The sequence below is a fragment of the Amnibacterium kyonggiense genome (genome assembly GCF_004364555.1).
GTDB lineage: Bacteria > Actinomycetota > Actinomycetes > Actinomycetales > Microbacteriaceae > Amnibacterium > Amnibacterium kyonggiense.
Map to the genome: position 1 here is coordinate 873,339 of NZ_SOAM01000002.1, position 12,895 is coordinate 886,233.

Annotated in this window: 12 protein-coding genes and 1 tRNA gene; 2 read left to right on the forward strand and 11 right to left on the reverse strand. The window is 74.7% G+C overall.

The window, feature by feature from the left end; all coding sequences use genetic code 11:
- Positions 1 to 88: 88 nt before the first annotated feature.
- Positions 89 to 1,027: a DMT family transporter gene (locus CLV52_RS12480; protein ID WP_246018109.1), complete on the reverse strand. Its 939-nt coding sequence runs from the start codon at positions 1,025 to 1,027 to the stop codon at positions 89 to 91.
- Between the two features lie 89 nt (positions 1,028 to 1,116).
- Here CLV52_RS12480 and def point away from each other — a divergent pair, with 89 nt between their 5' ends.
- Positions 1,117 to 1,683 (forward strand): peptide deformylase, encoded by a 567-nt coding sequence (def, locus tag CLV52_RS12485; protein WP_133766633.1) that lies wholly within the window; start codon positions 1,117 to 1,119, stop codon positions 1,681 to 1,683.
- 1 nt (position 1,684) lies between these two features.
- Entirely contained in the window at positions 1,685 to 1,957 is a 273-nt protein-coding gene (locus CLV52_RS12490; RefSeq protein WP_133766634.1) for a GNAT family N-acetyltransferase, read from the forward strand.
- Here CLV52_RS12490 and CLV52_RS12495 read toward each other — a convergent pair.
- The 10 genes from CLV52_RS12495 to CLV52_RS12540 all read right to left on the reverse strand — a co-directional run bounded on the left by CLV52_RS12495 (position 1,954) and on the right by CLV52_RS12540 (position 12,869).
- The gene (locus tag CLV52_RS12495; RefSeq protein ID WP_133766635.1) at positions 1,954 to 2,373 is read right to left on the reverse strand and encodes a response regulator; all 420 of its coding nucleotides are present in this window, start codon (positions 2,371 to 2,373) and stop codon (positions 1,954 to 1,956) included. The genes CLV52_RS12490 and CLV52_RS12495 overlap by 4 nt on opposite strands.
- Positions 2,370 to 3,263 (reverse strand): sensor histidine kinase, encoded by an 894-nt coding sequence (locus CLV52_RS12500; RefSeq protein ID WP_133766636.1) that lies wholly within the window; start codon positions 3,261 to 3,263, stop codon positions 2,370 to 2,372. The genes CLV52_RS12495 and CLV52_RS12500 overlap by 4 nt, the downstream gene beginning before the upstream one ends.
- 69 nt (positions 3,264 to 3,332) lie before the next feature.
- Entirely contained in the window at positions 3,333 to 3,857 is a 525-nt protein-coding gene (locus CLV52_RS12505) for a GNAT family N-acetyltransferase (RefSeq protein WP_133766637.1), read from the reverse strand.
- A gap of 9 nt (positions 3,858 to 3,866) precedes the next feature.
- Complete coding sequence (locus tag CLV52_RS12510) at positions 3,867 to 4,547, reverse strand: HNH endonuclease signature motif containing protein (RefSeq protein WP_162850837.1); 681 nt, start codon at positions 4,545 to 4,547, stop codon at positions 3,867 to 3,869.
- Between the two features lie 128 nt (positions 4,548 to 4,675).
- Positions 4,676 to 4,751, reverse strand: a tRNA-Asn gene (locus CLV52_RS12515).
- A 245-nt stretch (positions 4,752 to 4,996) separates the two neighbouring features.
- Complete coding sequence (locus CLV52_RS12520; protein WP_133766638.1) at positions 4,997 to 5,629, reverse strand: ABC transporter ATP-binding protein; 633 nt, start codon at positions 5,627 to 5,629, stop codon at positions 4,997 to 4,999.
- Entirely contained in the window at positions 5,626 to 6,306 is a 681-nt protein-coding gene (locus CLV52_RS12525) for an ABC transporter ATP-binding protein (protein ID WP_133766639.1), read from the reverse strand. The genes CLV52_RS12520 and CLV52_RS12525 overlap by 4 nt, the downstream gene beginning before the upstream one ends.
- Entirely contained in the window at positions 6,303 to 9,341 is a 3,039-nt protein-coding gene (locus CLV52_RS12530; RefSeq protein WP_133766640.1) for an FtsX-like permease family protein, read from the reverse strand. The genes CLV52_RS12525 and CLV52_RS12530 overlap by 4 nt, the downstream gene beginning before the upstream one ends.
- A 60-nt stretch (positions 9,342 to 9,401) precedes the next feature.
- Positions 9,402 to 10,268 carry an ATP-binding cassette domain-containing protein gene (locus CLV52_RS12535; protein WP_133766641.1) on the reverse strand — a complete coding sequence of 289 codons (867 nt, stop codon included), beginning with the start codon at positions 10,266 to 10,268 and terminating at the stop codon, positions 9,402 to 9,404.
- A gap of 216 nt (positions 10,269 to 10,484) precedes the next feature.
- The gene (locus tag CLV52_RS12540) at positions 10,485 to 12,869 is read right to left on the reverse strand and encodes a glycoside hydrolase family 2 TIM barrel-domain containing protein (RefSeq protein ID WP_133766642.1); all 2,385 of its coding nucleotides are present in this window, start codon (positions 12,867 to 12,869) and stop codon (positions 10,485 to 10,487) included.
- Between the last annotated feature and the right edge of the window lie 26 nt (positions 12,870 to 12,895).

Here is a 12,895-nt window from a genome sequence, read left to right on the forward strand (position 1 = left end):
GGGCGGTTCGGGCCCCGTCGGGAGGGGCCGGGCGAATCAGACGGTACCGCACCCCCGAGCGAGGGCCGCGCGGAGCGTCGGCGCGCCCTCAGCGGGTCTTCGTGCCCTCCCGGGCGGCGACCTCGGGGTGGTGGCGAGACAGCTCGACGACCCCGAAGACGGCGATCGCGCCGGAGACGAGGAACGCCGGCCCCGCCCACCACGGGGCGTTCGCGGCTTCGCCGAGCACGCTCACGCCGATGCCGACCGCCACGATCGGGTCGACGACGGTCAGGCCCGCGATGACGAGGTCGGGCGGCCCGACCGCGTACGCGGTCTGCACGAGGTACATCCCGGCCGCACCCGCGGTCAGCAGGCCGACCCCGCAGAGGACCGTCAGCCAGTCGAACTGCCCGGTGACCAGGCGGTTGATCACGGTCTTCGCCATCGTCGCGACGAACCCGTAGAGCACGCCGGCGCCGACGATGTACGCGATCGGGATCATCCGGGCACGGAAGACGGCGTACAGCACCCCGAAGGCGACGAGGACGATCGCGAGCAGCACGAGGATCGTTCGGAGGTCGTCGTCGCTGATCGCGCTGTCGGTCGCGTTCGGGGCGGCGATGGACACGAAGATCGCGACGCCGCCGACGCAGAGCACGATCGCGCGGATCACCTTGCGGCTCAGGTGGATGTGGTTCATCCGCGCGTTCAGGATCGCCGTCACGACGAGGGCGATCGCGCCGATCGGCTGGACGACGATCAGCGCCGCGAACCGCAGGCTGGTCAGCTGGAGGACGACCGCGAGCCCGAGCGCGAGGCTGCCGAACAGCCACGAGCGGGTGCGGATCAGCTGCAGCAGCTCGGAGCGGCCGAGCTCGGTGCCGGCGGTGGCCCGCCGCGCCTCCACCTGCTTCACGCCCCGCGACTGGAACTGCGCGCCGAAGGAGAGGAAGACCGCGCCGACGAGCGCGATCGGGATGCCGACGGCCTGCGCCGTGTTGATGACCACCTCGCCGCCGATCCGGATGTCGAGAAGCGGCGCCACGGCCGAACGATAGCGGCCCGACCGTCGAGGGAGGCCCCGCTACGCTGATGAGACCCCTGTTTCTGACAGAGCCGCGGAGGTTCGACGGGATGACCGTGCTGCCCATCCGGATCACGGGCGACCCCGTGCTCCACACCCCGGCGGCGCCGGTCGTGACGTTCGACGAGGAGCTGCGGACCCTCGTCGCGGACATGTTCGAGACCATGGACGCGGCGCCCGGCGTCGGACTCGCGGGGCCGCAGGTCGGCGTGCCGCTGCGCCTCTTCGTCTACGGCTACGAGCACGATCCGGACGGCCCGCAGCGCGGCGTCGCCATCAACCCGGTGCTCTGGATCACCCCCACGCCGACCGGCGAACCGGACGAGGACGCCGAGTCCGAGGGGTGCCTCTCCGTGCCCGGCGAGCGCTTCCCGCTGCGCCGCTCCCCGAGAGCCCGCTTGGAGGCCGTCGACATCGACGGGAAGCCGTTCACACTGGAGGCGCGCGGCTGGTTCGCGCGGATCCTGCAGCACGAGACCGACCACCTCGACGGGACGCTCTACGTGGACCGGCTCGACTTCCTCCACCAGCGGCGCGCGAAGAAGGCGATCAGCGGCAACAAGTGGGGCCGGCCCGGCAACAGCTGGACACCGGGGGTCGACGACCTGGAGGCGTGACGTGGAGTTCGAGCACCAGGCGGACCGCCGCCGCTACCTCGGCCGCATCGACGGCGAGGTGATCTGCTCGCTCGACTACGCGGACGACGGCGCGGTCGTCTCGATGACGCGCACGTTCACGAACCCGCCGCACCGCGGGCGCGGGTACGCGGCGCAGATCACCGCGCACGCCGTCGCCGAAGCGGAAGCCGCCGGCCGCCTGGTGCGGCCGATGTGCTGGTACGTCGCCCAGTGGTTCGACGAGCACCCGGAGAAGGCCGCCCTCCTCGCCTAGGAGGCGGGGATCGTCCGGAACGCCGCCGCGTCGCGGATCGCGGCGGACAGCTCGGCCGGGTCGGCGTCCTTGTAGAGGACGGCGTCCGCGCCGGCCGCGCGCCCCGGTCCCGCGTAGCGGTCGAGGTCGGTGGCGGTGACGAGCACGACGCGGGTCACCGGCGAGTGCTGCATGAGCCGGATGCGCGCGTCGGTCGCGACGGCCTCCGTCACCTGGACGCCGCCGAGCCGCGGCATCCGCACGTCCACGACCGCGACGTCGACGGCCGTGCGGCGCAGCACGGCGAGCGCCTGCACGCCGTCCGGCACCTCCGCGACCACCTCGAGGTCGGGCTGCGCGTCGAGGACGAGACGCCAGCCCTCCCGCTGCAGCGGGTCGGCGTCGGCGAGGAGCACCCGGATCGGCGCGCTCGTCACCGTCGGCTGAGGTCGACGCCGTGGACGCCGTTGTGGAACCGGATCGAGGGGAACACCGCCGAGATCGAGAACCCGACGCCGGGCGTCTCGGTGGCGGTGAGCGTGCCGCCGAACAGCTCGGTGCGGGCGCGCATCTCCTGGATGCCGGGGCCGGCGATCTCCTGCGTCAGGGAGCGCAGGTCCTCCTCCACGCCGTAGGAGAGCTCCGCGGCCGCGTCGTCGGGCGTCAGCCCGCGGCGGAGGACGGCGTTGCGGAACCCGTCGTCGTCGACGCGGACGGCGAGGCCGGACGAGGTCCAGGTGAAGACGACCCGGACCTCGGTGCCGTCGCCGCCGTACTTGAGGGAGTTGGAGAGCGCCTCCTGGAGGATGCGGTAGACCGCGAGCTCCGCGCCCGAGTTCAGGTCGTACGCCTCGCCGTGCTCCTCGACGACGACGCTGAGCCCCGCGTCGCGCATCGTCTTGAAGAGCTCGCGCGTCGACTTCAGTCGTGGCTGCGGTGCGGCCTCCGCCTCGCTCTCGCGGACCAGGGTCATGACGCGGCGCATGTCGGCGAGCGTCGCGCGGCCCGTCTCGGCGATGGTCTGCGCCGCGCGCACCGCCGCGGTCGGATCGGTGGCGCCGGCGTACCGGGCGCCGTCCGCCTGGGCGACGATCGCGGAGACGCGGTGGACGGCGACGTCGTGCAGCTCCCGGATGATCCGGAGCCGGCCGCCCTGGTCCGCGACGGAGACCTGCAGCTGCGCGGTGAAGCGGTCGTCCTCCGCGGCCTGCCGGCGCTCCTCGCGGAGCCGCCGGGCGGTCGCGAGCCAGAGCACGAGCAGCACGACGGCGACGACCAGCAGGCCGCCCGCGACGGCGAGCCAGACGGTCTGGGGCAGGCTCGGCATGCGACGGAGTCTACGAACCGGCGATGCGCACGCCCGGAGGCGCACGGGAGGACCCGGCCGGATCCGAGGTCAGCCGACGCCGGCGTCGCGCAGCAGGCCCATCAGCACGATGTCCTCGTAGGAGCCCCGGACCCACGCGTGCTCGCGCAGGCGCCCTTCGACGACGAAGCCCGCCTTCTCGTAGGCGCGGATGGCGCGGGCGTTCGACGCGATCGCCTGGAGGTGCAGCCGACGGAGGTTGCGGCGGACGAATGCGAACTCGACGATCTCCCGGATCGCCGCGGTGCCGATGCCGCGGCCCCGCGCCTCGGGGAGCAGGGCGATGCCGACCTCGGCGTGCCGGGCGAGGTCGTCCTCACCCATGAGCGTGACCGTGCCGACGGCGAGCCCGTCGGCCTCGATGACGAACCGGACGACGTCGGAGCCCTCGCTCTCGACACGGGCGAGCCGCGCCTCGAAGGCGGCGCGGCTGAGCGGCGCGGGCGACGACGGGCCGCGCTCCTCCCAGCTCGAGAGCTCCCCGGCGAGCCGGTAGAGCGCGTCCGTGTCGGCGTCGATGCGGGCGCGCAGCGTCACGGTCGGCGAGTCGGGCACGAGCGCACGCTAGTCGAGACGGTCGTCGTCCGTCCGCCCGCGCCCAGCACGCATCCGCGCGTTCAGCTCGGCCCGGCAGACGAGACAGGTGCGACGGCCGCTCAGCCCGATCCGGTGGGACCCCGGCTCGTATCGGTGCCCGTTCAGGCATCGGTCCGGCCGCTCACCGCGCTTCGCGAGCCGTGCCGAGCTGTTCTTCCGCTGCCGACGCTCGGCGTCGTCGTCGAGCTCGCGCCGGCGGTCGATGCGGCGCGCGCGCTCCTCATCCGAGCGGACCGCGTACTCCTCCCGCCCGAGTCGTCGCTCGCAGGCGCTGCAGCGTCGACGTCCGGATGGATGGACCTTGTCGAACGCATGGCCGTGCACGCAGCCGGACATCCGTGCGTCGGCGGCAGCGACGCCGCCGCTCCGCAGCGTGTTCTCGCGCGGCGTCACGGCTTGCAGGTGGCGCGGGTTGACACAGCGACGACGGGGGCAGGCGTCGGTGGCGCTGCAGCGGGCCGGGTCGTGGCACCGGTGGTCGATCTGGAACCCGGCCGGGATCAAGCCGTAGGCCGCCCAGTAGGCGATGCGGTGCGCTGAGGTCACGATGCCGCCGACCTGGAGCTTGTTCGGGTACCCGTCGGGGTCGACGTGCCCCGTCCAGAGCAGGCACGGCGTGCCGTCGAAGACCTCGGTGGCGCTGGTCACTGATCGCGCCCGGAGGCGCCTTCTCGCTTCGTCGACGTCGAGCACGCGCGCACCGTAGGCGCAGCCGACGACATCGGTCGGCGAGTTCGAGGTCGCAGAAACTCGCCCTCGAACGGGCGGACCGGGAGTGGCTCCCCGAATAGGACTCGAACCTATAACCTGCCGGTTAACAGCCGGCTGCTCTGCCAATTGAGCTATCGAGGAAGGCTGGCGGTGGTGTGCCGCCGTGGCCGTACGAGTGTAGCCCACCGGACGCCCCTGCATCGGACCGCCGGGCCCGCGTGCCGTGCATTCCCCTCGCGCGGTACCGCCGGGCCCGCGTGCCGTGCATTCCCCTCGCGCGGTACCGCCACCCTCGCGCGGTACCGCCGGCGACGTGCGGTCCGCATGCGGACCGCGCGAGGGCGCGGCTACCGCGCGACGCGATCGCGCGACGCGGGCGCTCGGCGTCAGGCGGGGAGGACGCGGCCCTGGTCGACGACGAGGACCAGGTCCGCCCGGGCCGCGAGCGTCCTGTCGTGGGTCGCGATCAGGACCGCGGTGCCCCGGGCGGGCAGCGCGAACAGCAGGTCCGCGACATGCTCGCGGTTCTCCGCGTCGAGGGCGGCGGTCGGCTCGTCCGCGATCAGCAGCGCGGGGCCGGTGACCAGGGCCCTCGCCACGGCGACGCGCTGCTGCTGACCGCCGGACAGGGCCTCGACGAGGTGGCTGGCGACGTCGGTCAGGCCCACCTCGGCGAGCGCCGCGTGCGCTCGCCGCCGCACCTTCGCCCGCGGCACCGGACGGCGGCCGGGCGCCTGCAGCGGGACGGCCGCGTTCTCCTCGGCGGTCAGGAGGCTGACGAGCCCGTGCCCCTGCAGCACGAGCCCGAGGTCCTCCGGCGGCAGCGTGCGCTCGATCGTGCCCGTATCCGGCTGCTCGAGCCCGGCGATGAGCGCCAGGAGCGTCGACTTGCCCGATCCGGATGGGCCGACCAGCGCGAGCGACGACGCGGGCCGGACGTCGAGGTCGACCTCCTGCAGCACGGTGCGGCCCGCTCGGACCGCGCCGACGCCACGCGCACGGACGATCACGTCGGTCACGGGGCCACGACCTTCCCGCCGTCGAGGACCAGGACGCCCCCGAGGCGGTCGGCGACGACCCGGTCGTGCGTGATCGAGATCAGCGTGGCCCCCTCCCCCGCGACGCGCTCGAGCAGGTCGAGCACCTCGTCGCGCGAGCGCGCGTCGAGCGCGCTGGTCGGCTCGTCGACGAGCAGCACGTCGGGGTCCAGCGCCAGCCCGGCCGCGATCGCGATCCGCTGCCGCTCCCCGCCGGAGAGCCGGTCGACCCGGTCGTGGGCGACCGCGTCCAGCCCGAGGGACCGGAGCAGCTCGATCGGGTCGCGCCGCCGGACGCCCCGCCCCGCCGGGCGCTGCGCGAACCGCACGTTGTCGACCGCGGTGCCGTAGGGCAGCAGGTTCCGCCGCGGGTCCTGCACGACCACGGCCAGGTGCTGCCGGCGGAGGGTGACGAGCTCGGTCTCCGAGAGCGCGGTCAGGTCCTGGTCGCCGACGAGGACGCGACCGCCGGTCGGCCGCTGCAGCCCCGCGAGCACCGTCAGCAGGGTCGACTTGCCGGACCCCGACGGTCCGACGACCGTGAGCCGCTCCCCCGCCGCGACCTGGAACGCGACGTCCACGAGCGCCTGCACCCGCTCGCCTTCGGCCTCGTACTCGTGATCGAGGTGCTCCGCGCGCACCGGCAGGCCCGCGCTCATTCCTCCGCCTCCCGCAGCCGCGTGGCGGATCCCGCCCGCACCACGCGCGCCGCCGACACGAGCACGGTCACGGTCACCAGCGCGACGAGCACGACCGCGCACAGCACGATCGGCAGGGCGGGCGGCAGGGCGGCGAGCGGCACCGGGGAGTCGTCCGCGAACTGCGGCACGGCCGGCAGGGCGAGCACCAGCGCGAGCACACCGGCGGGCACGCCGACGACGACCGCGGTGCCGAGCAGCAGGAGCTGCTCGACGAGCGCGGCGCCGTAGAGCTGCCCACGGCGGATCCCGACCGTGCCGAGCGCGGCGGCCTCGTACGAGCGGCGGCGCACCGCCGCGCCGATCGAGACCGCGGTCCCGCCCATGGCGAGCAGCGCGCCGGTCACGGCGCAGACCGCGAGCAGCAGCAGGGCGAGGGCCGGGCCCTGCCGCGTCAGCTCGGCGTCCCGCGCCGCGATCGACGTCCCGCCGTCCACGACCAGGCCCTGCGCGCGCAGCCGCTCGACGGCGTCCTTCGGCGCACGGGGGCCGAGCCACACCGACCACTGCGCGTCCACGGCGAACGTCGGCAGCGCCGCCTGGAACGACCGGAGGTCGACGAGCACCCCGTCGTCGAGCACGACCGGCACCACCGGTGCCGCGTCGACCACGCGCAACCGCACCGACGAGCCGTCCGAGGCCTGCGTCGACGGCTTCGCGCCGATCCGCGGCGATGCGGCGCCGTGGCCGCCGACGACCGCGGGGACCGGGTCGAGCACGTCGCCGTGCACCAGCCCGCCGGTGCCGCCCGACCCGACGCTGAAGCGGTCCTCGAGGCCTTCCGAGGTCGCGCGCACCCGGTCGCGCGCGTCGCCGAGGGGGTCGGCGGCGCGCCACGAGCCGGATCGGGCGAAGCCGGTGTCGACCGCGGCGCCGTCCACCGACAGCCGGTCGATCCGCATCGTGCCGCTGACGGTCCCGGTCGCACGGGCGTCGCTCGACACGTCGATGCCGGCCAGCTGGCAGCCGCGCGCGCACGGCACGGCGGCGCGGTACTCGGCGGTGCCCGGGCGCAGCGTGTCCGAGTTCACCTGCAGCGCGGAGCCGTCGACTGCGCGGAGGTCGAAGCGGATCCGCGGCAGCGGGCCGCCCGACGGGTCCGTCACGGTGATCCGGACCGCCATCGACCGGCCCCGGACGACCGTCGGGTCGACGGCGCCGCGCGTCAGCAGCGCCGCGGCGGGCGCCGGGGCGAGCAGGCCGTCCGCGCGCGCTCCGACCGCGGCGAGGCGGGACGCATCGACCGCGAGCACCGCACCGGGCACCTGGTCGCCGCCGAAGCCGAGCCACTCCGCGGCGGCGGCCGCCCACCGTTCCTGCGGGTCGGCCCGGCGCACCTGCGCCACGACGTCCTCGCCGGGTGTGTACTGCAGCGCGACGACCCGCGCTGCGCCGATCTCGGCGGCGGCCCGGGTCGCCCGGTTGCCGCTCGCGACGACCTGCCCGCCGACGCCGAACACGGCGAGGCCGACGGCGACGGTCAGCAGCGCGACGAGCCGCAGCCCCGCGGGCCGCCGCGCCACCTGCCGGACGGCGAGGAAGAGCGCGATGCGTCGGGATGCGGCGGTCGCGGGAACGGCGGCCCGCAGCACTACCGGCAGGAGGCGTGCGCCGCCGAACCCCGCTGCGCTGACGAGCAGACCGGGTCCGATCAGGGTCACCGGACCGCCGCCCGGGCCGGCGGCCCTGAGCGCGACGAACGCCGCGAGGGCGACGACGGCGACCGCGACGTCGGCGATCACCCCGGTGCGGGTGCCGTGACGGTTCGTGCTGGTCCGACGCCACTGGTCGAGCACCGGGCGGCGGAGCGCGCTCCACGCGCTCTGCACGATCGCACCGACGCCGCCCGCGACCGCGGCGACGAGCGCGAGCCCCGCCTGCCACGGGAACACCACGGGCGTCGCCGGCAGCAGCACCGCCCGGGTCAGCAGGAGGGCGCCGGCGTACGCGAGCGCCGCGCCCACGGGGACGGCGACGAGCAGCAGGACGAACGGCTCGCCGAGGCCGAAGCGGAGCAGCTGGAGCCGCCGGAACCCGCGGAGCTTCGCCAGCGCGATGTCCGCGCTGCGGGCCTCCACCGTGTCGACGAGGACGCGGTGCAGCACGAGCCAGCCGAGCACGCAGAGCTGCAGCACCACGAGCGCCGTCGCGGCGTCGATGCGCGCCTGCGCCGTTCGGGCGTCGTCGAGCACCGCCCCGATGTCGGAGGACACCGTGAACCGCCCCCGCGTCTCCGCGCGCAGCGTCCCGAGCTGGGCACGCAGACCGTCGAGGTCCGCGATGCGCACCGAGGCGTCATCGAGCGGGAGGTCGACCGCCTGCTGCATGAGCGCGGTCGGGGGCAGCGCCCCGAACGTCGGACGGGACACGAACACCGTGTCGGTGAAGGGGATGCCGTCCTTGTCCTGCCCGATCTGGAAGTACGACTGCCCCGACCAGCGCGGGGACGCCGTCGAGATCGGCGTGTACGCGCCGACGATCCGCACGTCGGTGCTGAAGCCGTCGACCGTCGACGTCAGCGTGAGCTGCTCGCCGACCTTCCAGCCGAGCTCGGCGGACACGGACCGGCTCGACACCATCGCCTCGCCCGGTCCCGTCGGGCACCGGCCGGCGGTGAGCCGGACCTGGGAGCAGACGCCGTCGCGCCAGACCATGCGCGTGTGCATCACGCCCGAGCCCACCGCACCGTCGGCCTGCACGTACAGCGAGCCGATCCGATCCGGGCGGTGGGCGATCCCGGGCAGCCGCTCCGCGGCGGTCAGGCGCTGCTGCGCCTGCGCGAGGGTCACCTGCGGCGAGCCGTCGACGGTGCCGAGCAGTCGGACCCCGGTCGACGCACCGGCCTCCCGGAGGACGTCCTGCAGCCCGCTCTCGGCGGCGGCGAGCGCGAAGACGGGGCCGAGCGCGGCACCGGCGCAGACGACGACGGCGCAGATCCAGACGGTCAGGGACAGCCCCGCGCGCCAGCGGAGCGCGCGCAGCACCAGACCGGGCACCCGCCACCGCCCCTCCGGGCCGAGCGCCCGGCAGCACCCTAGTTGCCGGGTGGCAAGGACTCAGCGCGGCGCCGCAGCCCCGGCGAGCTCGTCCGCGGCCTCCACGACGCGCGGCGACGTCACGCCGATCGCGCCGGTGCGGAGGAAGTAGTCGTCCCGCAGGCCGCGGACGTACGGGTGCGCCGGGTCGGCGAGCACCTGCTCGGCGGTGCCGGCCGCGATGAGCACGCCGCGGTGCATCACGACCACGCGCTGCGTGGTGCGATGCATGACCGCCGCATCGTGGCTGATGATCACGGCGGAGAAGACGCGCTCGGCGTGGAGATCGAGCAGGGTGTCGAGGACCGGGCCGCGCGTGGCCACGTCGACGCTCGAGGTCGGCTCGTCCGCCACCCACAGCATCGGCTGGAGGATCAGCGACCGGGCGATCGCGACGCGCTGCCGCTGCCCGGCGGAGAGCTCCCACGGGTACCGGGACATGGTCGAGAGCGGCAGCTGCACCGCGTCGAGGAGCTCGGCGGCGCGGGTGCCGGCGTCGCGGCGATCGAAGCGGCGATCGCGCCCGAACAGCGGCGCGGTCACGTTCTCCACGACGGTCAGGCCGGGCGTGAGCGTGCGGCCCGCGTGCTGCGGGAGGTAGCCGACCTGGGCACCGAGGACGCGGGTCGTGGTGCGGCCGGGACGCTCGGCGCGCATGCCGAGCACCGAGACGGAGCCGCCGAGGACGCGCGGCGCCCGCTTGCCCCGCACGCGGCCGGCGAGCACCTGCGCGAGCGTCGACTTGCCCGCGCCCGTCTCGCCGACGATCCCGACGAGCTCGCCGGGCTCGATCCGGAGGTCCACCCCGCGGACGGCGTCGAACCGGGCCGCGCCCGGGTAGCCCACCGTGAGATCGCGTGTGACGACCACCGCACCGCTGTCGATCATCCGCACCCCTCCGTCGGTGCTCGGAGCGTATCTCCGGCGCGGCGCGCCGGACCCGCGACACCCCAGGACTGGGGCGGCCCGCCGCGGCTCCTCGCTGGTCGAGGTGCGAGCGAAGCGATGGGCCCCACGGGCGGTGTTCCCGCCCGAGGGACTCGAGACCACCCCGAGCGCGCGATCCGCTCGGGGAGGTCTCGACACGGGCGCAGAGCGCCCGGCTCAACCAGCGAAGCGGGCGGAGTCGTCGCGGATCAGCACCTCGTCGAGGCCCTCCGCGCGGAGGGTGATGGCCGTCGAGCCGGCGGGACGGACGAAGACGATCAGGCGTCCGTCGCGCGTGCGGCGCTCGGTCGACGGGTACGGCGTCGGATCGGCGAGGTCGCCGCTCTCGATGCCGAGCAGCTCGCCGCCCTCGACCGCGACCGCGACGAGGCGGTCGTCCCCGGCCGGCTCGCCGGCACCGTCGACGAGCCGGACCTCCACCTGCAGCAGCTCGTCGAGGGGCAGGCCAGCGGCGCGGACCGCCGATGCGACGTGCTCCGGGGCGCGCCATGCGGTCGCTTCGACCCGCTCGGCCGGTCCAGCGGTGCGGACCTCGTCGCGGGCGACCGTGCGGCCGTCGCGCCGGATTTCGAGCACCAGCGGCTCGGCGCGCGGCGTCGCGACCGCGGACCACCAGCCGTGCTCCTCGTCCCGCTCGAGCGGGATCCGCTCGTCGCCCCAGCGCAGCTCGACCTCGTCGCCGTTCGCGAAGGCGAGCACCTGCAGGGGGTCGCGGCCATTCCAGCCGCGCACCGCGCGGCCCTCCCGCAGGTCCCCGTCCTCCCCCGCCGGGCGGAGGACGACGTGCGCGACCGGCTCCTCGGCCCACCAGGAGCGCCGCAGGTGGTAGCCCGGCTTCGGGAAGCCGGCGATGGTCAGCAGCCCGGCCCGGGAGCCGTGGTTCGGCCACAGGGTCGTCTCGCCGAGGAAGTCGACACCGGTCCAGAGGAACTGACCGGCCACCCACTCGTTCCGCACGACCGCGAGCCAGTCGACGTAGCGGTGGGAGGTCTCGCTGCCGACGAAGGGCTTGTCCGGGAAGCGCGCGTGGTCCTCCGCGTACCTGGCCTCGCGGTAGTTGTAGCCGACGAGGTCGAGGTCGTCGAGCAGCCCGGTCCGGCTCGACAGCTCGGGGAACGCGGCGGCGAGCGTCACCGGCCGGGTCGGGTCCGCCGCGCGCACGATGGCGCCGAGCCGCTTCGCGATCGTCGTCAGGCGACGGATGTCGGGCCGGTTCGGGTCGTACACGCGCTCGGCGGCGGGCTTGCCGGCGTCGTTGTTGCCGACCGACTCCTGGAAGAGCGGGTGCGCGTACGGGTCGTTCGGGTAGTCGACCTCGTTCCCGATGCTCCAGGCGATCACCGACGGGTGGTTGCGGTGCGCCTCGACCATCGCCGTGAGGTCGCGCTCGTGCCACTCCGGGAACTCCCGTGCGGGGCCGTCGTGCTTCGGCGGATACACGTTGTGGCCCTGCCACCACTTGTTCTTCGGGTTCTCCCACTCGTCGAACGCCTCGTCGATCACGAAGAGGCCCAGGACGTCGCAGAGCGCGTACAGCTCGGGCGAGTGCGGGTTGTGCGCCATCCGCACCGCGTTCGCGCCCATCTCCCGCAGCGTCAGGAGGCGCCGGAGCCACACGTCGGCCGGCACGGCGGTGCCGAAGGGACCGCCGTCGTCGTGGAGGCAGACGCCGCGGAGGACGCGGCGCTCGCCGTTCACGGAGAACCCGTGGTCCGGGTCGAAGCGGATCGTCCGGATGCCGACGATCTCGGTGTACTCGGCCCGCTGCGCGGCCCCGTCGGTCGTCCACGACAGCGTCGACGTCAGGCGGTGGAGGCGCGGATCGGTGTCCGTCCACAGCTCCGGGTCCGCGATCGTCACCACCGCCACCGCGATCGCCTCCGTGCGCGCCGGCACCGTGACCTCCGCTTCGAACGCGTGCGAGCGATCGGTCGACAGCGAGCGGAGCTCATGCCGCACCGCGACGACGACCGCCGCGTCCGTGTCGTTCGCGATGCGCTGCACGACCCGCACGACGGCCTCCGCCACGTCGGCCCGCTCGGTCGTGACCACGGTCCCGTGCTCGCGGAGGTGCACCGGCTCGTGCACCTCGAGCTCGACCCGCCGGTTCAGGCCCGTGCCGTTGAACCAGCGGGAGTCGGCGGTCTCGAGGCGCGAAACGCGGACCGCGATCACGAGGTCGTCATCGGGGGCGTAGGAGGCGATCTCGGTCAGGTCGAAGGAGAACCGGGCGAACCCGGACGGCCGGGCGCCGAGGTGGTACCCGTTCACCCACACCTCGGCGTCGCGGTACACGCCGTGGAAGACGAGCCGGACGTGCTGCCCCGGCGCGGCCGTGAACGGCACGTGCGCCCGGTACCAGCCGATCCCGCCCGGGAGGTAGCCGGTACCGCTCGAGTGCTCCTCGGCGAAGGGCTGCTCGACGCTCCAGTCGTGCGGCACGCGCACGCGCCGCCACGCCGCGTCGTCGAAGCCCTTCGCGGACGCCCCCCGCTCGTCTCCGAGCCGGAACGCCCACCGATCGATCACCGCACTGTGCACCCGTCGAGCCTAGGGAAGGGCGCGCA